The organism is Stenotrophomonas sp. Nf1 (assembly GCF_003028475.1).
Lineage (GTDB): Bacteria > Pseudomonadota > Gammaproteobacteria > Xanthomonadales > Xanthomonadaceae > Stenotrophomonas.
Genome location: NZ_PYTV01000008.1, coordinates 1 through 21,239, shown reverse-complemented (window position 1 = coordinate 21,239; position 21,239 = coordinate 1). Strand labels below are relative to the sequence as shown.

Below are 21,239 nucleotides of genomic sequence, written 5' to 3'. Positions count from 1 at the left end.
AAGATAAGCACAGATCTGTCTCTTGCTCGAGTTGGTCTGTGTCATCATGTTTTTTCCTTCGCCGTTTTCGCCGTTGGAGATTGATACCCCGGCGCGAGTTTTGCGTTCTCAACACCGTACAGCGCAAGCGGATCGCTGAGCCACAGGCGATACTGTTCTTCCTTGAGACGATAGTCGGGCGAGCAGTCCACGCTCCATCGCAGCAGCATGTAGCCCGCAACAGCGGCGCGAACACGCATCCGGATCGCGCCGTCGCTCATCCCGTAGTCCATCTTGATAATCTCGGGGCGCTCAAGGCGCGGGTGCGGCACGAAGTCCAGCTCGACGATGCGCATCCACTGGATATCGTTGTCCGGACTCTCGTTCGCCTGTGGCTCCTCATCTAGCAGCGTCGGCGTTTCGATACGCGTGACGACGAAGTCCCGAAACTCGCCACTCTTCCTATCAAATGCCCGGATGTGCCAGCGCAGGCCGGTATCCACCAGCGCAAAGGGCACAATGACCCGCTCTGACTCACCGCTGCTCATCGAGTGGTAGCGGATAGCAACTGCCCGCTTGGCGTAGATCGCTCGGCAGACCGGGGCCAGCACATCCATCCTGGGCTTGCTCAGGGCGGTGGGCGATTCGCACGGCAGCAGCGGCTGCGTTGCGCCGTTCACACCATCGCCGAAGCCTAGAGTCAGCGCTGACAGCACGCGCTGAGATACGTGGTCAAACAGCGGGGCGAACGCCTGCCCGATCCGGTAGATCTTGTTGCTACCGTCGAAGATGATGTTCTGCGGCGCCATTTCCCGGTACAGAGCCAAGTCGCGCGTGGCCCCGGCCGGAGCCACGCCGAATCGCTCAATCAGGTCTGGGCGACCGATCTCACCGAAGAAGTAGAGCCGGAAGTCGATGTAGGCCAGCCGCTCTCGCAGGGCGTGGTTCAAGCTCTCGAAGCCCCGGGGTTGTTTCACCGATGGCCCCATCTGAGACGAGCAATCGAAAGATGGCTGCTAGCTTGAGGGCTATCCATTTTTAGGCCATTAACATCATCAAGATGATGACATTATGCAGCAGAATTCCCTTCAAGCGACTCATTCTCAGCATGCTAGGTGAGTTTGATCTTTGCCACGATGACTCCATGGAAAGCCTGTTTCCAAGAGCCGCATGAGAGCCACGCGAGGGCAAGCCGGATCAAGTTCCAGAAAGCATCAGTCTGTGGGCCCGCACTACCAATTGATAAACCAGCCGCACCCGGGCTTGACACAGCCAGGCGAAATGCACCCCTGGATTCACAGCAAGGCAACAAGGGCGCCTCTCGGCGCCCTCGTTCTTTCAACTCATTCCCACTCAATAGTAGCCGGCGGCTTCCCCGAGATGTCATAGACAACCCTTGAAACCCCCCGCAACTCATTGATGATCCGGTTGCTCACCGTACCCAGGAACTCATACGGCAGATGCGCCCAGTGCGCGGTCATGAAGTCGATGGTTTCCACCGCACGCAGCGCAATCACCCACTCATAAGCGCGCGCGTCACCCACCACGCCCACCGACTTCACCGGCAGGAACACGGCAAACGCCTGGCTGGTCTTGTCGTAAAGGTCCGCCTTGCGCAGCTCATCAATGAAGATGGCATCGGCCTTGGCCAGCAGCTCGGCGTACTCACGCTTCACTTCGCCCAGGATACGCACGCCCAGGCCCGGGCCCGGGAACGGGTGACGGTAGACCATCGTGCGCGGCAGGCCCAGCTCGACGCCCAGGCGGCGCACTTCGTCCTTGAACAGCTCGCGCAGCGGCTCCACCAGGCCCAGCTTCATGTGCTCCGGCAGGCCGCCCACGTTGTGGTGGCTCTTGATCACATGCGCCTTGCCGGTCTTGCTGCCGGCCGACTCGATCACGTCCGGGTAGATGGTGCCCTGCGCCAGCCACTTGGCGTTCTTCAGCTTGTTCGACTCTTCATCGAAGATCTCAACGAACAGGTTGCCGATGATCTTGCGCTTGGCTTCCGGGTCGCTCACGCCTTCCAGCGCGGCGAAGTAACGGTCGGCGGCGTTCACGCGCACCACCTTTACGCCCATGTGCTCGGCAAACATCGCCATCACCTGGTCGCCTTCCTGCCAGCGCAGCAGGCCGGTATCCACGAACACGCAGGTCAGCTTTTCGCCGATGGCCTTGTGCAGCAGCGCGGCCACCACCGACGAATCGACGCCGCCGGACAGGCCCAGGATCACTTCGTCATCGCCCACCTGTTCGCGCACGCGCGCGATCTGGTCGTCGATGATGTTGGCGGCGGTCCACAGGGTCTGGCAACCGCACACGTCCACCACGAAGCGGCGCAGCAGCGCCTGGCCCTGCAGGGTGTGGGTCACTTCCGGGTGGAACTGCACGCCGTACCAGCGCTTTTCTTCGTTGGCCATGGCGGCCACCGGAATGCGGTCGGTGGTGGCGGTGATGGTGAAGCCCGGCGGCGCAACGGAGACGTGGTCGCCGTGGCTCATCCAGACATTCAACTTCGGCTCGCCGCCGTGGTCGCTCAGGCCCTTGAACAGCGCATCGGGGTTGATCACGTTCACTTCGGCATGGCCGAATTCGCGCTGGTCAGCCGCTTCGGTGGCGCCGCCCAGCTGTGCGGCCAGGGTCTGCATGCCGTAGCAGATGCCGAAGATCGGCAGGCCGCTGTCGAACACTTCCTGCGGCGCGGCCGGGGCGCCCGGCAGCGTGGTCGATTCCGGGCCACCGGACAGGATGATGCCCTTGGCGCCAAACGCCGCGATCTCGGCCGGGTTGTGGTCCCAGGCCCAGATTTCGCAGTAGACACCCAGCTCGCGGATGCGGCGGGCGATCAGCTGCGTGTACTGCGCGCCGAAATCGAGGATCAGGATCTTGTCGTTATGGATGTTGGTCATGGCGCCCTGGCAATGCAGTAGGGAAAACGAAACTTCGAATACTTTTTCAACAGCAGATAGAGAAAGAGGAACGGGAATCAGCTTCCTCGTTCCTCTTTGCCCGGCCCGCGTCAGGCGCGGTAGTTCGGCGGTTCCTTGGTGATCGTCACGTCGTGGACGTGGCTCTCACGCTGGCCGGCGCCGCTGATCTTCACGAACTTGGGCTTGCTGCGCATGTCGTCGATGGTGGCGCAGCCCACGTAGCCCATGGTGGCGCGCAGGCCGCCCATCAGCTGGTGGATGATGCCGCCCACCGGGCCGCGGTACGGCACACGGCCTTCGATGCCTTCCGGCACCAGCTTGTCGGCGGTGGCGGCGTCCTGGAAGTAGCGGTCCTTCGACCCCTTCTCCATGGCAGCCAGCGAACCCATGCCGCGGTAGCTCTTGTACGAACGGCCCTGGTACAGCTCGGTCTCGCCCGGCGATTCCTCGGTACCGGCCAGCAGGCCGCCGACCATGATGGTCGAGGCACCGGCGGCCAGCGCCTTGCCGATGTCGCCCGAGTAGCGGATGCCACCGTCGGCGATCAGCGGGATGCGGTCCTGCAGCGCTTCGGCCACCAGGTCGATGGCGGTGACCTGCGGCACGCCCACGCCGGCAACGACGCGGGTGGTGCAGATCGAGCCCGGGCCGATGCCCACCTTCACTGCGTCCGCGCCGCTGTCCAGCAGCGCCAGTGCGGCTTCGCCGGTGCAGATGTTGCCACCGATGACCTGCACGTTCGGGAAGTTCTTCTTGACCCAGCTGACGCGGTCCAGCACGCCCTGCGAGTGGCCGTGCGCGGTATCGACCACGATCACGTCCACGCCGGCGGCGACCAGCGCTTCCACGCGGCGATCGGTATCGCCACCCACGCCGACGGCAGCGCCGACCAGCAGGCGGGTCGACAGATCCTTGGCAGCGTTCGGGAAGTCGGTGTTCTTCTGGATGTCCTTGACGGTGATCAGGCCACGCAGTTCGAACGAGTCATTGACCACCAGCACCTTTTCGATGCGGTTGCGGTGCAGCAGCTGCAGCACTTCATCACTGGCGGCGCCTTCCTTGACCGTGATCAGGCGATCCTTCTTGGTCATGATGTGGCGGACCGGATCATCCAGCTCGGTCTCGAAGCGCATATCGCGGTGGGTCACGATACCGGCCAGCAGGCCGTCGCTGCCCACCACCGGCACGCCGGAGATGTTGTGCGCCTGGGTCAGGGCCAGCACGTCGCGGATGGTGGTTTCCGGGCCGACGGTGATCGGGTCGCGGATGACACCGGCCTCGAACTTCTTGACCTTGGCCACTTCCGCGGCCTGCTGTTCCAGGCTGAGATTCTTGTGGATGATGCCCATGCCGCCGAGCTGGGCCATGGCGATGGCCAGGCGGGCTTCGGTGACGGTATCCATGGCTGCAGACAGGATCGGAAGCTTCAGCTTCAGGTCGCGAGTCAACCGCGTTTCGAGGTTGACGTCCTTGGGCAGGATGGTCGAGTGGGCGGGGACGAGCGAGACGTCGTCGTAAGTGAGTGCTTCAGCCTGGATGCGCAGCATCGGCATACCCGAGATGTGGGGAAGCGCGACATTTTACCCTGTTTTCGCGCCGTGTGGCAGGGGGTAGATGCGACGCAGTGTCGCGCGGGCAACGATCGGTTCAGGCGGGCTTGGAACCGGCTCTCAGGGCCTGGAACCTGCCCTTGGTGGGTGCGGACCGTTGGTCCGCATTACCTTCATATACCTGTGCACCGGCATTGTGCCGACCAACGGTCGGCACCCACCTTGACCTTGAGAGGATCACTCGGGCCAGCCCTGGAGCATCTTTGGTAGGTGCGGACCGTTGGTCCGCACTACCCTTCAGACACCTGTGCCCCAGCATTGTGCCGACCAACGGTCGGCAGCCACCAGCAGCAACTCTCGCGAGCAGACCCAAGGGCCAGATCCAGCCGCTTTAGGTGGGTGCGGACCGTTGGTCCGCACTATCCCTCAGACACCTGAGAACAGCCCCAGGTGAGGTCAGCTCAGCGCTTCCGCCGCTTCCAACGTGTTCTGCATCAACGTGGCCACGGTCATCGGGCCCACGCCACCCGGCACCGGGGTAATCCAGCTGGCCCGCTGGGCAGCCGCCTCAAACCCAACATCGCCCACCAACCGGCCGTCATCCAACCGGTTGATGCCCACGTCAATCACCACCGCGCCCGGCTTCACCCACTCGCCCGGCACGATGCCCGGGCGGCCCACCGCCACCACCAGGATGTCGGCGTTGCGCACGGCCTGTTCCAGCACGTCCTTGGGGGTGAACTTGTGGCAGCTGGTCACGGTGCAACCGGCAATCAGCAGCTCCAGGCCCATCGGCCGGCCGACGTGGTTGCTCACGCCCACGATGGTGGCGTTGCGGCCGCGCACCGGCTGGTCGGTGTGGCCCAGCAGCGTGGTGATGCCGCGCGGGGTGCACGGGCGCAGTCCGAATTCGCGCAGGGCCAGGTGGCCGACGTTTTCCGGGTGGAAGCCGTCCACGTCCTTGCGCGGGTCGATGCGCTGGATCAGCCGGCGCGCGTCGGGAATGCCCGGCAGCGGCAGCTGGATCAGGATGCCGTTGATCTTCGGATCGGCATTGAGCTGGTCGATCAGGTCGAGCAGCTCGGCTTCGGTGGTACCGGCCGGCAGATCGTAGTCATGTGCCTCGATGCCGACCTTCTCGGCGGCACGGCGCTTGTTGCGCACGTACACGGTCGAGGCCGGGTCTCCACCGACCAGCACCACGGCCAGGCCCGGGCGGCTGCCACCGGCGGCCACGCGGGCGTCGACGCGCACCTTCAGGCTGTCGAGCAGGTCCTCGGCGATACGGCGGCCATCAAGGATGCGGGCAGGATGCTGGGGGGCGGAATCGGTCATCGGGGGCAGGCGTGGGGCGGCGGGGACGCTATTGTCCCCGATTCAGGCCCCCTCGCCCACCGCCACGCGTCGGCACCGCGCGCCGGTAGTGCCGGCCGCTGGCCGGCAAGCTCATGACGTCGGAACGTTTCCGTATCTGCCGGCCAGCGGCCGGCACTACCGACGGAGGGTGCGCGGAGGTTGCCGGCCAGCGGCCGGCACTACCGGGCTTTATTCTTCCTCTTCCGGCACATCCTGCGGGTTCAGCGTCTTGCTCGCGCGCTTCGGCGCGGTGAACGGGGTCGGCGTCGGCACGCCCTGCGGGGCGTTGCCATAGATCATCCGCGCGCCGGCATTCAAACCACCACCGGCAATTTCCAGCTCGAAGCGCTCGGCATCGCGGCGACGGATCTCGGCGGCAATCTCCACCGCGTCATCCTCATCCGCGCCCAGCTCCACCAGCGCGGCCTGGCCGAACAGCACCGCCGATTCAAACGTCTCGCGGATCTGGAAATCGACGCCAGCATGGATCAACCGCAGCGAATGCTCACGGTCGAACGAACGCACCATCAGCTTGGCCTGCGGGAATTCGTGCGCTACCAGTTCAACGATGCGGTCAGCCGCCTCAGCCTTGTCCACGCACACCGCAATCGCGCGCGCGGTCGCGGCACCCGAAGCATGCAGCACATCCAACCGCGTGCCGTCGCCGTAGTAGATCTTGAAACCGAACCGCGCTGCGCTCTGGATCATCTCCACATCGTTGTCGATGATGGTCACGTCCACGTCGCGCGCCAGCAGCGACTGGCTGGCGACCTGGCCGAAGCGGCCGAAGCCGATCAGCAGCACGCTGCCGGACAGGCCGTCGGCCTCGTCCACGCCGTCCATGTTCACCGTCGGCTTCGGCGCCACGCGCTTGTAGACCAGCACCACCAGCGGGGTCAGTGCCATCGACAGCACCACCACGGCGGTGAAGTTGGCATTGATCTCCATGTTGATCACGCCGGCCGATGCGGCAGCGGAGAACAGCACGAAAGCGAACTCGCCGCCCTGCGCCATCAGCACGCCGCGATCCAGCGCCTGCGCGTGATCGCTGCCCATGATGCGCGCGACCACGTAGATGCACAGCGCCTTGGCTGCCATCAACGCCAGCACCAGACCGAGGATCAGCTGCCAGTGCGCGGCCACCACGCTCAGGTCCAGCGCCATGCCGACGCTGAGGAAGAACAGGCCGAGCAGGATGCCGCGGAACGGTTCGATGTCCGCTTCAATCTGGTGGCGGAAGGTCGACTCGCTCAACAGCACGCCGGCCAGGAACGCGCCCATCGCCATCGACAGGCCCGACAGCTGCATCAGCAGCGCCGCGCCCAGCACCACCAGCAACGCGGCGGCGGTCATCACTTCGCGCGCCTTCGATTCGGCCAGCACGCGGAACAGCGGGTTGAGCAGGAAGCGGCCGACCAGCACCAGGCCAACGATAGCGCCCACGCCGATCGCCACCGACAACCAGCGCGAGCCCTCGCCATCGGCGCTGCCAGCACTCGGGCCCATCCACGCCACCAGCGCCAGCAACGGCACGATCAAGAGGTCTTCAAACAGCAGGATCGAGACGATCTTCTGCCCCGACGGCAGCGCGATGTCACCGCGCTCGGCCAGCAGCTGCATCACCACCGCAGTGGAAGTGAGCACGAAGCCGGTGGCGCCGATGAAGGCCACCTGCCACGGCAGGCCGAACAGCTTGGCGATGCTGGTCAGCACCAGCGCACAGGCGACAATCTGCAGCGTGCCCAGCCCGAAGATTTCCTTGCGCAGGCTCCACAGGTGCGAGGGCCGCATTTCCAGGCCGATCACGAACAGGAACATCACCACGCCGAGCTCGGCGGTATGCAGGATGGCCTGCGGGTCGGAGAACCAGCCCAGCCCGAACGGTCCGATCGCCAGGCCGGCGGCGAAGTAGCCCAGTACCGAGCCCAGGCCGGCCCGGCGGAACAGGGGCACCATCACCACCGCTGCGCCCAACAGGGCCACGACCTTGACCAGCTCGCTGGTCGCTGCTTCTACCGCCATGCGGTGTTTTCCCCAAGATCCAGAATCGGGTTCAACAATAGAGCAATGCCGATGACGGCAATAGCACGCATGTTGCGCCGGATTGTCTTGGAGGTGGAACGATGCTGGGAGCGACCCCCGCCATCATCCCGAAAGCATGCACATGCTTCGCTGGGCCCGATGACCTGTAGAGCCGAGCCCACGCTCGGCTGCTCTTCGTGCCGAGAGCAGAAGCAGCCGAGCATGGGCTCGGCTCTACAGTAGATCCACGCCATGCGTGGATGAATCCCCGATGCGGCTCACCCGCCCCGGCAGAACGCGGCGTAATCGATATACCCCGGGAACGGCACGCCCGGCGCGCACACCGGGCACTGCGGGTCCGGCCGGATGCCGGTCTCGCGGAAGCGCATGCCCAGCGCATCGAAGCGCAGCAGGCGCCCCACCAGCGGCTCACCGATGCCCAGCAGCAGCTTCAGCACCTCGGTGGCCTGCAGCACGCCGGCCAGGCCAGGCAGCACGCCCAGCACGCCGGCCTCGGAACAGTTCGGCGCGAACTCCGGTGGCGGCGGCTCCGGGAACAGGCAGCGGTAGCAGGGCGCCACGCCGCGCTGGCGGCCGGCGTCAAACACGCTTACCTGGCCATCAAAGCGCTCGATGGCGGCATACACCAATGGCTTTGCGTGCTTGATACAGGCGTCGTTGAGCAGGTAGCGCAGCGGGAAGTTGTCCGAGCCGTCCAGCACCACGTCCACGCCATCCAGCAGCGCATCCACGTTGTCGGAGGTCACCCGCTCCGGCACCGCCTCGACCTCGATGGAGGGGTTCAGCGCCAGCAACCGTTCGCGCGCCGAATCGACCTTGAGCTGGCCGACGCTGGCCTCGGTGTGCACGATCTGCCGGTGCAGGTTGCTGCGCTCGACGCGGTCGTGGTCGGCAAAGCGCAGATGCCCCACCCCGGCCGCGGCCAGATAGAAGCCAGCCGGTGCGCCCAGCCCGCCCGCGCCCAGCACCAGCACGCGTGATTGCTGCAGCCGGCGCTGCCCCGTCTCGCCCACCTGCGGCAACAGCAGGTGGCGCGAGTAACGATCGTAGAAGTCACGGTCGGCGGCGCTGGAAAGCGGCTGCACCAGCGGCAGCGACTGTTCGCGCCAGGCGACGGTGCCGCCAGCAACGGAGCTCACGTTCGTGTAGTCCGCATCCAGCAGCGCCTGCGCCGCATCGGCCGAGCGCTTGCCACTCTGGCAGATCAGCAGGATTTCCTGGTCGCGTCGCGGCAGATGCGCGGCCGCGTCAGCCAGCAACTCGCCCTTGGCCACGCCCCGCGCGCCTTCGGCCATGCCCCCGGCCCGCTCGTGCGCCTCGCGCACATCGATCAGCACGGCGCCATGGGCCAGGCGGTCACGCGCCTGCGCAGGGGAAAGCTCTTGGATGCTCATGGCGGCATTATCGCGCAGACCCTGCGTGCGGGGCCGCCCCGGGGTGTCCGACGGGGTAGTGCCGGCCGCTGGCCGGCAACGCCGTCACCACATCAGACGATGCGAGGTTGCCGGCCAGCGGCCGGCACTACCGCAGATCACTTGCCCTTGACGTGCTTCATCAAGCGCCGCTTGGCCTTCACCTGCCGCTCGGTGAGGACGTTCTTCTTGCCCTCGTACGGGTTGGCACCCTCGCGGAAGATGAAGCTCACCGGCGTGCCGATCAGCTTGAAGCGCTTGCGGAAGAAGTTCTCCAGGTAGCGCTTGTACGATTCCTGCAGCTCCTTCAGGCGGGTACCGTGCACGATGAAGGTCGGCGGGTTGGCGCCGGCCGGATGCACGTAACGCAGCTTGGAGACATGGCCGCGGATGGTCGGCGGCGGGTTGGTCTCGTAGGCCACTTCCAGCGCCTTGTTCACTTCGCTGGTGGTGAAGGTCTTGTTCGCCGATTCGTGCGCGCGATGCACGGCACGGAACAGCTCGCGCAGGCCCGAGCCATGCTTGGCCGAGATGCGCACCGATTCTGCCCACGGCACGAAGCCGAGCTTCAGCGACAGCATGGTTTCAGCCTGCTCGCGCTGGTACTCGGTCAGGCCATCCCACTTGTTGATGGCGATCACCAGCGCGCGGCCGGCGTCGAGCACGGCACCGAGCACGGTGGCGTCCTGGTCGGTCACGCCTTCGGTGGCGTCCAGCATCAGCACCGCCACCTGGCACTGCTCGATCGACTGCATGGTCTTGACCACCGAGAACTTCTCGACGACCTCGTCCACACGCGAACGACGGCGCAGGCCGGCGGTGTCGATCAGGCGGTATTCGCGGCCATCGCGCTCCAGATCCACCGCGATCGAGTCGCGGGTGGTGCCCGGCACATCGGAGGCGATCATGCGCTCCTCGCCGAGGATGCGGTTGACCAGCGTCGACTTGCCCACGTTCGGGCGGCCGACGAAGGCGATGCGGATGCGGTTCGGATCGTTGTCCAGCTCTTCGCCGCTGCCTTCTTCGGGCAGGCGCTGGATCACTTCGTCCAGCAGGTCGTCCAGACCCTGGCGATGGGCGGCCGAGACGGTCAGCATCTCGCCGAAGCCGTAACGGGCGAACTCCGAACGCACGCTGTCCTCGTCGGTGCCGTCGATCTTGTTGATCAGCAGCAGCGTCGGGCGCGACAACTTGCGCAGCCAGGCCAGGATCTCGTCGTCCAGCGCCGAGGTGCCTTCGCGGGCATCGACGACGAACAGGATCAGATCGGCTTCGGCGGCAGCAGCACGCGCCTGGCGCGTGGTGGCACCGGCCAGGCCTTCGTCCTCACCGGCAATACCGCCGGTATCCACGACGAGGAAATGGTTGTCCTCGTCGAGGCGGCAGACGCCGTAGTTGCGGTCACGGGTGACGCCGGGCTGGTCATGGACCAGCGCGTCACGGGTGCGCGTAAGCGCATTGAAAATAGTCGACTTGCCGACATTCGGCCGTCCAACCAGGGCGACCAAAGGCAGCATCGCGATTACTCCAATTTTTAATTTGCCAACCGGAAGGCGGTCAGCTTGCCATCCACGTTCTGCACCAGCAGCACCCCATCCACCACGACCGGCTGGGCCAGCAGGGCATCGCCACCGCTCTTGGCCCGTGCCGCCATGGCACCATCGGAGCTGCGCAGCCAGTGCACGTATCCCTTGTAGTCGCCGACCACCACGTAGTCACCGTGCAGCGCCGGACCGGTCAGCGAACGACGCGCCAGCTCGGTCTGCGACCACATGGCCGCGCCGCTGGCCTTGTCCAGGCCGAACACGCCGCCCTTGTTGTCGGTGACGAACACATTGCCCGACGACACCGCCACGCCACCGGCACCGCCATGGTCGCGCGCCCACAGCGGGCGACCGGTCGGGCCTTCGATGGCCATGGTCTGGTTCTTGAAGCTGCTCACATACAGGGTGTTGCCCTCGAGCACCGGCGCGCCGTCGACGTCGGCCATGCGCTCCAGCTCGGTGCGGCCTTCGCCGTTGCCGAGGTTCTGCTCCCACAGGGTACGCCCATCCTGCTGGGCCAGGGCTGCAACCGAACCCTCGTCCTTGCCGATGAACAGCACGCCCGGGCCGGTCACCACCGGCGCGTTGCCACGCACGGTCAGCGCCGGCAGCTCGCTGGGGTTGAACCACTTCTGGGTGCCGTTGCCGGCATCGAAGGCAGTCACGCGGCCATCGTTGCTGCGCACGTAGACCAGGCCCTGGGCCACCGCCGGTGCGGCAATGACTTCACCCGGAACACGGGCGCGCCACTTCTCGCTGCCGTCGTTGATGTCCAGGGCGATGACCTGGCCGTCCAGGGTGCCGACCACGACCAGGTTCTCACCGACACCCGGGCCGCCGGACAGGCGCAGCTTGGCCTTCTTCTTTTCCTTCTTCGGCTCCCAGGTCCAGGCCTTCTTGCCGGTCTCCAGGTCGATGGCATGCACGCCACCGGTGATCGCCGCAGCGAACACGTGGCCGTTGGCCACCGCCGGGCCCTGGCGCACGCCGATACGGCGCTCGCCCTTGCCCAGGTTGACCGACCAGATCTTGTTGACCTTCACGGTCGGCTCGAACTTGACCAGTTCAGCCGGCTCCTGCGCCTTCTTCGCTGCCGCGTCCTTGCCGGCGAACCAGCCCTTCACGGTGCTGCAGCCGGTCAGGGCCATGCCCATCAGGAGCACGGTGGCGACGCGGGTGATCATGACCTTCTGACTCATCAAACCGACTCCGCAGGGGCGGCGACGGTGCCGCCGGCGTCCATAACCTTGGTTTCCAGCAGGCGCCGCTGCGGCGCTGCCACGTCCAGCGACTTCAGCGCCTTCTCGTACTGTGCACGGGCGTCATCGCGCTTGCCCTGCGCCAGCAGCGCATCGCCATGGATTTCCAGGCTGCTGCTGTCGGTGGCGCTGCCCAGCAGCTTGATCGCCTCATCGCTCTTGCCGGTGGCCACCAGCAGGCGCGCCACGCGCTGGTCGACCACGCGCTGCAGGTCGCCTTCAACCTTCACCGCGCGCAGGGTCGCCAGGGCTTCTTCGTTCTTGCCGGCATCGACCTGGGCCTTGGCCAGCTGCAGCGCCGCGAGGTCGCCGTAGATGCTGGACGGGCCGGCCTCAAGCGCCTTGACCGCCTTGGCGGCATCGTCGAGCTTGTTCTGCTGCAGGCCTTCGAGCGCCTTCTGGTACTCGACGTTGGCCGAGGCCAGCTTGCCGCCCTGATCCTTCTGGTACCACTGCCAGCCGGCAATGGCACCGATGGCGATGACCACGCCACCGAGGATGCTGGCGCCATTCTTCCGCAGCCAGCTGCGGACGCGTTCACTTTGTTCGTGCTCGTCGAGCAGATCGTCGATCGCCATGCGTACTCTCGCCCCGCCCATCGGGAGGGACCATTGGGTTTAATCGAAGGTGGTGAAACCGCGCCTCAGTGCGAAACCGGGACTACGGAGCCTTCAGAGGATACCTGAAAGCGTGCCACGTTGGCTCGCTGGTAGGGGGTCAGATCGACGATAGCGCCATTCTGCTGAACCTGGACCGCCGAGGCGTTGCCCAGGGTCACCCGGGCCACCTGGCCGGGGGTGAAGCTGCGGCTCTCGCCGGACTTGATCAGTGCCTTCTCGACGGTGGCGCCGTCCGGGCCACCGATATCGACCCAGCTGTCGCCGCTGAACTGCATCTCCAGCGTGTTACCGGCCGCCGCCGGGGCCGGCGCAGGACGCGGCACCGGGGCCAGCGAGGCCACGTACGGGGTGGCTGCCGGCTTGCTGGCCGGCGCGCTGCCGGCATCGGCCGGCGCGGCAGGCTCGACACCGGCCGCGGACGGAGCCACTGGCACGGCTGCCGGAATCGCATCCAGCGACGCGGTGCTCGGCGAGGAGCTGGCACTGCCATCGAAATGGCCGCGGGTGGCGAACCACACCGGCACCGCCAGCACCGCGGTGATGCCGACATACAGCACGCGCCGGCCAAGGTTCTCGGCAATGCGGCGCGCGCGCGGGGTATGGGTATGGCTGACCAGCGTCGGCGGCACCACCGGCCCGACCTGGGCCTGCTCGAGCAGCTGGCTGATATCCACGTTCAGCAGGCGCGCATAGCTGCGCAGCTGGCCGCGCACGAACACCGGCGCCCCCAGCTTCTGCCATTGTTCTTCTTCCAGGGACTTCACCACCTGGACGGGCATGCGCAGGCGCGAGCCAACGTCTTCAAGGGTCAGTCCGGCCGCCTCACGGGCCTGGCGAAGGCGGGTGCCACAGCCGGCCGCAGTCTCGAGAGCGCTCACAGTCTGGTCATCAATCACAATGCATCAACCCTGGAGTTAGGAGCCCGCATCCTGCGGAAATTCCTGTCGAATCCGCTGCAGATAGCGATCAGATGCCGCCCGATCGCCCAGCCGCGCTTCGATTTGAGAGGCAAGTTGTAACACGGAACGTGTTGCCGGTGCAGCCGCCATACGGCGCTCGGCGAAGGCGCGAGCCTCCATGTAGCGGCCCTGGCGGAAGCTCAGTTGTGCCATCGCTTCCAGTGCAACCGGGTTGCCGGGCACCGTCGCCAGCGCGGCGCGCAGGTCACGTTCGGCACGCTCGAACTGCCCGGCATCCAGCGCACAGCCCCCGGCGTTGGCCTGGGCTTCGGCCGGTGTGGGATAGCCCGGCGCCTGCAGGGCGCGGTCGAACCACGCCAGCGATTCGGCCGGGCGCCCCTGCTGGCACAGCCAGGCGCCATAGTTGTTGAGCACGTCACCCCGGGTCGGGGCCAGCTCGGCGGCCCGACGGAAGCCCTCGCCGGCCTGCACGGTGCGGCCACGGCGCTCATCGATGCCGGCCAGCAGCACCAGCGCATCCGGCTCGCCCGGGGCCAGCTTCATGGCTTCGCGTGCCTTGCGTTCGGCACCGTCGAGGTTGCCGACCTGCATGTCACGGGCCGCCAGCGTGAGCAGGTCGTTCAGGCGCACCTGGCGGCGCACCCCGTCCGGGTCGCGCACCGAATACACCGGCGCCTCGCTCGGCCCGAGCCTGGCCTTGGGATGGGATTTGCAGCCGCCGACCGCGAGGGCCAGCGTGCCTGCGAACAGGACCAGCCAGAGGCGGTCAGGCCGCGGCATCGCTCCCCTTCCCCGCCTGCAGCGTCTTGTTGAACTCGGCCTGGCGGCGGGTGCGGTCCATCACCTGGCCCTTGAGCTGGCCACAGGCGGCGTCGATGTCGTCGCCACGGGTGCGGCGGACCATGGTCAGCACGTTGCTGTCCAGCAGGATCTTCTGGAAGGCGCGGATATGCGCCTCTTCGGAGCGCTCGTAGCGGGTGCCCGGGAACGGGTTGAACGGAATCAGGTTGACCTTGCCCGAATCCCTGGCCTGCACCGCGTTGTCGAACTGGTGCATCAGCCGGGCCAGCTCGCGGGCATGCTCGGGCTTGTCGTTGATGCCCTTCATCAGGGTGTACTCGAAGGTGACCGATTCGCGGCGCTTGTTGGCGCGCAGGTAACGGGCACACGAGGCCATCAGCTCGGCGATCGGGTACTTCTTGTTCAACGGCACCAGAGTTTCGCGCAGCGCGTCATTCGGCGCATGCAGGGAAACGGCCAGCGACACGTCGCTTTCGGCGGACAGGCGATCGATCTGCGGCACCAGGCCAGAGGTCGACAGGGTCACGCGCTTGTTGGCCAGGCCGTAGCCCAGATCGTCGCGCATCACGCTCATGGCGCGCACGACGTTGTCGAAATTCATCAGCGGCTCGCCCATGCCCATCATCACCACGTTGGTGAGGCGGCGCATCTGGTGCGGCACGTTGCCCAGGTGGCGCGCGGCGACCCACACCTGGCCGATGATCTCGGCGGTGGTCAGGTTGCGGTTGAAGCCCTGGGTGGCGGTGGAGCAGAACGTGCAGTTCAGGCCGCAGCCGACCTGCGAGGACACGCACAGCGTGCCGCGGGTCTTGTCGGGGATGTACACGGTCTCGATGGCGTTCTTGCCATCCACGCCCATCGCCAGCAGCCACTTGTGGGTGCCATCGGCAGAGGGCTTGTCGAACACGATGTTGGGGACAACGACCTCGGCATGGGCCTGCAGCTTGGCGCGCAGGACCTTGCCGAGATCGGTCATTTCATCGAAGTCGGTGACGTAGCGATGGTGGATCCACTTCATCACCTGATGGGCACGGAACTTCTTTTCGCCGAGTTTTTCGACGAAAAACTGTTCCAGGCCCGCGCGATCGAGGTCGAGCAGGTTCTGCTTGCCAGCCGTGGGTGCCGACTTCGGCAGCGGCTGGATGGCGGGGGACTGTACGACCTCGTTCACGGCATTACTCTCAGCGCGAGACGACTTCGGTGGCGGCGAAGAAGTAGGCGATTTCAATCGCTGCATTCTCGACCGAGTCCGAGCCGTGGGCGGCATTGGCATCGATGGATTCGGCGAAGTCGGCGCGGATGGTGCCCGCAGCGGCTTCCTTCGGGTTGGTGGCGCCCAGCAGGTCGCGGTGGGCCAGGACGGCGTTCTCGCCTTCCAGGGCCTGGATCATCACCGGGCCGGAGATCATGAACTCGACCAGCGCGTTGAAGAACGGACGCTCGCGGTGCACGGCGTAGAAGCCTTCGGCTTCACGGCGCGACAGCTGCTTGTACTTGGCGGCCACGACCTTCAGGCCGGCCTTCTCGAAGCGGGCGTAGATTTCGCCGATGACGTTCTTGGCAACGGCGTCCGGCTTGATGATCGAAAGGGTGCGCTCCAGCGCCATGGGATGTCTCCAATGGAATCGGGCCGCTGATGGCCCGAAGGGTAACATGAAAAAAACCCGCGTCGGGACGCGGGCTTAGCCTGATAAACGTAGGCGAATTGTAAAAGATAAAGCGGCGGCATGGTAGTGCCGGCCGCTGGCCGGCAACCCATCACCGCCAGGGGTCGGAGCCCCTGCGGGGATCCGCCCCCACCGCGCCCATTCACCCACCTGAGTGAAATCTGACCGGCCCCGGCAGTTTTGCTGCACTGCAAAATGCCATACGCTACCGTCTGGTTCTAGTATCAAACAATCGTTTGATTAAGGTCCGCCCGCCGATGGCCAAGCCCGCCCACTTCTCGACCAAGGACCGGATCCTCGGTGCCGCCGAGGAGCTGTTCGCCCAGCACGGCTTCGCCGGCACCTCGCTGCGCCAGGTCACCAGCCAGGCCGACGTCAACATCGCGGCAGTCAACTACCACTTCGGCTCGAAGGAAAACCTGGTCAACGAGGTGTTCCGCCGCCGCATGGACGAGATGACCGGCGCCCGCCTGTCACAGCTCGAGCGCGCCCGTGCCGAACACCCCGGGCAGCTGCGTCCGGTGCTGGCCGCCTTCGTCGAGCCGGCGCTGGCACTGGCCCAGGACCGCCAGAACGGCGGCGCCTTCGTGCGCGTGATCGCCCGCGCCTACGCCGAGAAGAACGACAACCTGCGCAAGTTCCTGTCCGACCACTACGGCCATGTGCTGCGTGCGTTCGGCAAGGCCATCGGCGAGTGCATTCCCGACCTGAGCAAGGAAGAGCTGTACTGGCGCCTGGACTTCCTGGCCGGCTCGCTCACCTATGCCATGGCCGACTTCGGGCTGATCAAGCGTCCCGCCGGTGTCACCGAAGCGGCGCATCGTGCCCATGCCGCCCACGAACTGATCCATTTCGCCGAAGCCGGGTTCCGCGCCGCCGCACGCGCCAGCGCCCTGCCCGCTTCCCCGTAATTCCATCGGGTGCGACCCACCCCGTAACTGCTGACCAACAAAGGCCCTACACCATGTCCAATTCCCTGCTAGTCCGCCGCGCCGCCGTGCTGGGTGCCGGCGTCATGGGTGCCCAGATTGCCGCCCACCTCACCAACGCTGGCGTCGACACCGTGCTGTTCGACCTGCCCGCCAAGGAAGGTCCGGCCGATGGCATCGTGCTGAAGGCGATCGCCAACCTGGGCAAGCTGAGCCCGGCGCCGCTGGCCAGCAAGTCGCTGGCCGAAGCCATCACTCCCGGCAATTACGAAACCAGCCTGGAACAGCTGAAGGATTGCGACCTGATCATCGAGGCCATCGCCGAGCGCATGGACTGGAAGCAGGACCTGTACAAGAAGATCGCCCCGTTCGTGGCCGACCACGCGGTGCTGGCCTCCAACACCTCGGGCCTGGGCATCAACAAGCTGGCCGACGTGCTGCCCGAGCAGCTGCGCCACCGCTTCTGCGGCGTGCACTTCTTCAATCCGCCGCGCTACATGCACCTGGCCGAACTGATTCCGGCCACCACCACCGACAAGGCCGTGCTGGAAGGCCTGGAAGCGTTCCTGGTCACCACCCTGGGCAAGGGCGTGGTGTACGCCAAGGACACCCCGAACTTCATCGGCAACCGCATTGGCGTGTTCTCGATCCTGTCCACCATCCACCACACCCAGCAGTTCGGCCTGGGCTTTGATGAAGTGGACGGCCTGACCGGCCCGCTGGTCGGCCGCCCGAAGTCGGCCACCTACCGCACCTCCGACGTGGTCGGCCTGGACACCATGGCCCACGTCATCAAGACCATGGGCGACACCCTGCCGAACGACCCGTGGCATGAATTCTTCAAGTCGCCGAAGTGGCTGGACGCGCTGATCGCCAAGGGCGCGCTGGGCCAGAAGACCGGCGCCGGCATCTTCCGCAAGGTCGGCAAGGACATCGTGGTGCTGGACCTGGAAAAGCAGGACTACCGCGCCGCCGATCGCACTGCTGCCCCGGAAGTGGTCGAGATCCTGAAGATCAAGAACCCGGCCGAAAAGTTCGCCAAGCTGCGCGAGAGCCAGCACCCGCAGGCGCAGTTCCTGTGGGCGACCTTCCGCGACCTGTTCCACTACAGCGCCTACCACCTGGCCGATATCGCCGAGACCGCACGCGACGTCGACCTGGCCATCCGCTGGGGCTACGGCTGGTCGCTGGGCCCGTTCGAAACCTGGCAGGCTGCCGGCTGGAAGCAGGTTGCGCAGTGGATTGCCGACGACATCGTGGCCGGCAAGAGCATGAGCAACGCCCCGCTGCCGGACTGGGTGTTCGATGGCCGCGACGGCGTGCATGCCGCCGAAGGCAGCTACAGCCCGTCGCGCAACGCCAAGCTGCCGCGCTCGTCGCTGCCGGTGTACCAGCGCCAGCGCTTCCCGGATCCGCTGCTGGGCGAAAAATTCGCGCCGGGCGAGACCGTGTTCGAGAACGACGGCCTGCGCATGTGGCATGACGGCGATGGCATCGCCGTGGTCAGCTTCAAGACCAAGATGAACACCGTGTCCGACCAGGTGCTGGACGGCCTGCAGGAATGCGTCAGCCGCGCCGAGAAGGACTTCCAGGGCCTGGTGATCTGGCAGCAGAAGGAACCCTTCTCCGCCGGTGCCGACCTGGCCGGTGCGCTGGGCCTGCTGCAGGCCGGCAAGGTCGACCAGTTCGAAGAAATGGTGCACAACTTCCAGCGCACCAGCCAGCGCATCAAGTACTCGCTGGTGCCGGTGGTGGCGGCGGTGCGTGGCCTGGCCCTGGGTGGCGGCTGCGAATTCCAGATGCACAGCGCCAAGACCGTGGCCTTCCTGGAAAGCTACATCGGCCTGGTCGAGGCCGGCGTCGGCCTGCTGCCGGCCGGTGGTGGCCTGAAGGAACTGGCCGTGCGCGCCTCGCAGGCCGCTGGCCCGGGCGGTGACGTGTTCGCCGAGCTGAAGAAGACCTTCGAGACCGTGGCGATGGCCAAGGTGTCCAACTCGGCGGTCAACGCCCAGGAACTGGGCCTGCTGCGCAGCACCGACAAGGTGGTGTTCAACAGCTACGAGGCGCTGTACATCGCCAAGGCCGAAGCACGCGCGCTGGCCGAAGCCGGTTACCGTCCGCCGCTGCCGGCACGCCGCATCCAGGTGGCCGGTGACGTGGGCATCGCCACCTTCAAGATGATGCTGGTCAACATGCTGGAAGGCCGTTTCATCAGCCCGTACGACTACGAGATTGCCGAGCGCATCGCCACCGTGCTGTGCGGCGGCAAGGTCGACCGCGGCACCCTGGTGGACGAAGAGTGGCTGCTGACCCTGGAGCGCAAGCATTTCGTTGAACTGGCCCAGCAGGAAAAGACCCAGGCCCGCATCGCGCACATGCTGAAGACCGGCAAGCCGCTGCGGAACTGATTACCTGCTTCTGGTAGGTGCCCACCCTGGTGGGCACACCCTCTGCCCCCGGTGGGTGCCGACCGTTGGTCGGCACGCCTCCGCCTCTGGTAGGTGCCCACCTTGGTGGGCACACCGGCAAAACCCATTCATGAGATCACTGCAATGACCAAGCAAATCCAGGACGCCTACATCGTCGCCGCCACCCGTACCCCGGTGGGCAAGGCGCCCAAGGGCATGTCCCGCAACACCCGCCCCGACGACATGCTTGCGCACGTGCTGCGCAGCGTCGTCGCACAGGCGCCGGGCGTGGACGTCAACCGCATCGATGACGCGATCATCGGCTGCGCCATGCCCGAAGCCGAGCAGGGCATGAACGTGGCGCGCATCGGCGTGCTGCTGGCTGGCCTGCCCAACACCATCGCCGCGCAGACCGTGAACCGCTTCTGCTCCTCCGGCCTGCAGGCCGTGGCGCAGGCCGCCGACGCGATCCGCCTGGGCAACGCCGACCTGATGCTGGCCGGCGGCACCGAGTCGATGTCGATGGTGCCGATGATGGGCAACAAGATCGCGATGGCACCGAGCGTGTTCGACAACGACCACGTCGCCATCGCCTACGGCATGGGCATCACCGCCGAGAAGGTGGCCGAAGAGTGGAAGGTCTCGCGCGAAGACCAGGACGCCTTCGCCCTCGCCTCGCACCAGAAGGCCATGGCCGCGATCCAGAACGGCGAGTTCAAGGACGAGATCAGCCCGTACGAGATCGTCTCGCACCTGCCGGACCTGGCCGATGGCCAGCGCATCATCACCCGCAACAAGATCGCCGACACCGACGAAGGCCCGCGTCCGGATTCGTCCGCTGAGGGCCTGGCCAAGCTGCGCCCGGTGTTCCGCAACGGCCAGTTCGGCGGCACCGTCACCGCCGGCAACTCCTCGCAGATGAGCGATGGTGCCGGTGCGGTGCTGCTGGCCTCGGAGCAGGCGATCAAGGACTACAGCCTGACCCCGCTGGCCCGTTTCGTCAGCTTCTCGGTGGCCGGCGTGCGTCCGGAAGTGATGGGCATCGGCCCGATCGCCGCCATTCCGAAGGCCCTGAAGCAGGCCGGCCTGACCCAGGACCAGCTGGACTGGATCGAGCTCAATGAAGCGTTCGCCGCGCAGTCGCTGGCGGTGATCCGCGATTGCGGCCTGGACCCGAGCAAGGTCAACCCGCTGGGCGGCGCGATCGCCCTGGGCCACCCGCTGGGTGCGACCGGCGCGATCCGCACCGCCACCCTGCTGCACGGCCTGCGTCGTCGCCAGCAGAAGTACGGCATGGTGACCATGTGCATCGGCACCGGCATGGGCGCCGCGGGTATTTTCGAGGCGCTGTAAGGTTCAAAGCGTTGCCTCGTTGGGCTTCATGGCGTGGGCCGGGTTGGCAGGGCTGCCCGGGACACGCCGTGAACCCATCCATGGGGGCTCGATGGCGCCATCCATGGCGCCAACGGTCCCAGGCAGCCCTGCCAACCCGGCCCTTCCAGCCTCCCCGCGTCGGAGGGATGAGCAAAGGCAAGAGCAGTAGATCCACGCCATGCGTGGATGCTTTTGGCCCTGCTCTGGAAAACAAAAAAGGCAGCCATAGGCTGCCTTTTTTGCTTGTGCTCCCGCCCCTGATTCCGCCCTTCCCGTCCGCACCCGCACGAAACTGTCGAGAGGCGTGGGCAGTCCGCTGCAGGACCGTTGGCGCCATGGATGGCGCCATCGAGCCCCCATGGGTGAGGGCGCTTTGCTTGCGAAGCACTGCTTCGCAAGCGCCCGAACGCACAGCCGCCAGCGGCTGGGCCGGACCCCGGAGGGGGG

The 21,239-nt window shown here is 66.2% G+C and carries 16 protein-coding genes; 3 read left to right on the top strand and 13 right to left on the bottom strand.

From position 1 onward, the window contains the following. Positions 1–44: 44 nt before the first annotated feature. From C9412_RS14710 to ndk, 13 genes are all read right to left on the bottom strand, one after another. A complete protein-coding gene (locus C9412_RS14710; RefSeq protein WP_258190261.1) occupies positions 45–929 on the bottom strand; it encodes a WYL domain-containing protein in 885 nt (294 codons plus the stop codon). Between the two features lie 393 nt (positions 930–1,322). After that, positions 1,323–2,888 carry a glutamine-hydrolyzing GMP synthase gene (guaA, locus tag C9412_RS14705; protein ID WP_005413109.1) on the bottom strand — a complete coding sequence of 522 codons (1,566 nt, stop codon included), beginning with the start codon at positions 2,886–2,888 and terminating at the stop codon, positions 1,323–1,325. Between the two features lie 110 nt (positions 2,889–2,998). Then, positions 2,999–4,456, bottom strand: coding sequence for an IMP dehydrogenase (gene guaB, locus C9412_RS14700; protein ID WP_065175075.1), 1,458 nt, complete (start codon positions 4,454–4,456; stop codon positions 2,999–3,001). 459 nt (positions 4,457–4,915) lie between these two features. Next, on the bottom strand, positions 4,916–5,794 hold the full coding sequence (gene folD, locus C9412_RS14695) for a bifunctional methylenetetrahydrofolate dehydrogenase/methenyltetrahydrofolate cyclohydrolase FolD (RefSeq protein ID WP_049402332.1): 879 nt from the start codon (positions 5,792–5,794) through the stop codon (positions 4,916–4,918). A gap of 210 nt (positions 5,795–6,004) precedes the next feature. Beyond that, positions 6,005–7,837, bottom strand: coding sequence for a monovalent cation:proton antiporter-2 (CPA2) family protein (locus C9412_RS14690; protein WP_107232314.1), 1,833 nt, complete (start codon positions 7,835–7,837; stop codon positions 6,005–6,007). A gap of 278 nt (positions 7,838–8,115) precedes the next feature. After that, on the bottom strand, positions 8,116–9,252 hold the full coding sequence (moeB, locus tag C9412_RS14685; protein WP_107232313.1) for a molybdopterin-synthase adenylyltransferase MoeB: 1,137 nt from the start codon (positions 9,250–9,252) through the stop codon (positions 8,116–8,118). 137 nt (positions 9,253–9,389) lie between these two features. Continuing rightward, the gene (gene der / locus C9412_RS14680; RefSeq protein WP_107232312.1) at positions 9,390–10,787 is read right to left on the bottom strand and encodes a ribosome biogenesis GTPase Der; all 1,398 of its coding nucleotides are present in this window, start codon (positions 10,785–10,787) and stop codon (positions 9,390–9,392) included. Positions 10,788–10,804: 17 nt separating this feature from the next. Then, positions 10,805–12,013: an outer membrane protein assembly factor BamB gene (gene bamB / locus C9412_RS14675; RefSeq protein WP_107232311.1), complete on the bottom strand. Its 1,209-nt coding sequence runs from the start codon at positions 12,011–12,013 to the stop codon at positions 10,805–10,807. Then, positions 12,013–12,651 carry a tetratricopeptide repeat protein gene (locus C9412_RS14670; protein WP_107232310.1) on the bottom strand — a complete coding sequence of 213 codons (639 nt, stop codon included), beginning with the start codon at positions 12,649–12,651 and terminating at the stop codon, positions 12,013–12,015. Before C9412_RS14670 ends, bamB begins: the two co-directional genes overlap by 1 nt. A gap of 65 nt (positions 12,652–12,716) precedes the next feature. Next, entirely contained in the window at positions 12,717–13,589 is an 873-nt protein-coding gene (locus C9412_RS14665; protein WP_107232309.1) for a RodZ domain-containing protein, read from the bottom strand. Between the two features lie 18 nt (positions 13,590–13,607). Beyond that, complete coding sequence (gene pilW / locus C9412_RS14660) at positions 13,608–14,393, bottom strand: type IV pilus biogenesis/stability protein PilW (RefSeq protein ID WP_107232308.1); 786 nt, start codon at positions 14,391–14,393, stop codon at positions 13,608–13,610. Next, positions 14,380–15,585, bottom strand: coding sequence for a 23S rRNA (adenine(2503)-C(2))-methyltransferase RlmN (gene rlmN, locus C9412_RS14655; RefSeq protein ID WP_107232307.1), 1,206 nt, complete (start codon positions 15,583–15,585; stop codon positions 14,380–14,382). Before rlmN ends, pilW begins: the two co-directional genes overlap by 14 nt. A gap of 10 nt (positions 15,586–15,595) precedes the next feature. After that, entirely contained in the window at positions 15,596–16,021 is a 426-nt protein-coding gene (gene ndk, locus C9412_RS14650) for a nucleoside-diphosphate kinase (protein ID WP_008265389.1), read from the bottom strand. Positions 16,022–16,338: 317 nt separating this feature from the next. On the opposite strand from ndk, the gene C9412_RS14645 reads away from it, so the two are divergent. The 3 genes from C9412_RS14645 (at position 16,339) to C9412_RS14635 (ending at position 20,771) form a co-directional block, all read left to right on the top strand. Beyond that, the gene (locus C9412_RS14645; protein WP_107232306.1) at positions 16,339–16,992 is read left to right on the top strand and encodes a TetR family transcriptional regulator; all 654 of its coding nucleotides are present in this window, start codon (positions 16,339–16,341) and stop codon (positions 16,990–16,992) included. Between the two features lie 53 nt (positions 16,993–17,045). Continuing rightward, positions 17,046–19,418 (top strand): 3-hydroxyacyl-CoA dehydrogenase/enoyl-CoA hydratase family protein, encoded by a 2,373-nt coding sequence (locus C9412_RS14640; protein ID WP_107232305.1) that lies wholly within the window; start codon positions 17,046–17,048, stop codon positions 19,416–19,418. Positions 19,419–19,562: 144 nt separating this feature from the next. Further along, on the top strand, positions 19,563–20,771 hold the full coding sequence (locus C9412_RS14635) for an acetyl-CoA C-acyltransferase (RefSeq protein WP_107232304.1): 1,209 nt from the start codon (positions 19,563–19,565) through the stop codon (positions 20,769–20,771). Positions 20,772–21,239 lie beyond the last annotated feature (468 nt).

Bases quoted from the DNA above. Each gene is read 5' to 3' on its own strand.
- C9412_RS14670 (WP_107232310.1), bottom strand. From the start codon at position 12,651: ATGGCGATCGACGATCTGCTCGACGAGCACGAACAAAGTGAACGCGTC.
- guaA (WP_005413109.1), bottom strand. From the start codon at position 2,888: ATGACCAACATCCATAACGACAAGATCCTGATCCTCGATTTCGGCGCG.
- C9412_RS14635 (WP_107232304.1), top strand. From the start codon at position 19,563: ATGACCAAGCAAATCCAGGACGCCTACATCGTCGCCGCCACCCGTACC.
- C9412_RS14690 (WP_107232314.1), bottom strand. From the start codon at position 7,837: ATGGCGGTAGAAGCAGCGACCAGCGAGCTGGTCAAGGTCGTGGCCCTG.
- folD (WP_049402332.1), bottom strand. From the start codon at position 5,794: ATGACCGATTCCGCCCCCCAGCATCCTGCCCGCATCCTTGATGGCCGC.
- C9412_RS14640 (WP_107232305.1), top strand. From the start codon at position 17,046: ATGTCCAATTCCCTGCTAGTCCGCCGCGCCGCCGTGCTGGGTGCCGGC.
- bamB (WP_107232311.1), bottom strand. From the start codon at position 12,013: ATGAGTCAGAAGGTCATGATCACCCGCGTCGCCACCGTGCTCCTGATG.
- pilW (WP_107232308.1), bottom strand. From the start codon at position 14,393: ATGCCGCGGCCTGACCGCCTCTGGCTGGTCCTGTTCGCAGGCACGCTG.
- moeB (WP_107232313.1), bottom strand. From the start codon at position 9,252: ATGAGCATCCAAGAGCTTTCCCCTGCGCAGGCGCGTGACCGCCTGGCC.
- ndk (WP_008265389.1), bottom strand. From the start codon at position 16,021: ATGGCGCTGGAGCGCACCCTTTCGATCATCAAGCCGGACGCCGTTGCC.
- C9412_RS14645 (WP_107232306.1), top strand. From the start codon at position 16,339: ATGGCCAAGCCCGCCCACTTCTCGACCAAGGACCGGATCCTCGGTGCC.
- guaB (WP_065175075.1), bottom strand. From the start codon at position 4,456: ATGCTGCGCATCCAGGCTGAAGCACTCACTTACGACGACGTCTCGCTC.
- der (WP_107232312.1), bottom strand. From the start codon at position 10,787: ATGCTGCCTTTGGTCGCCCTGGTTGGACGGCCGAATGTCGGCAAGTCG.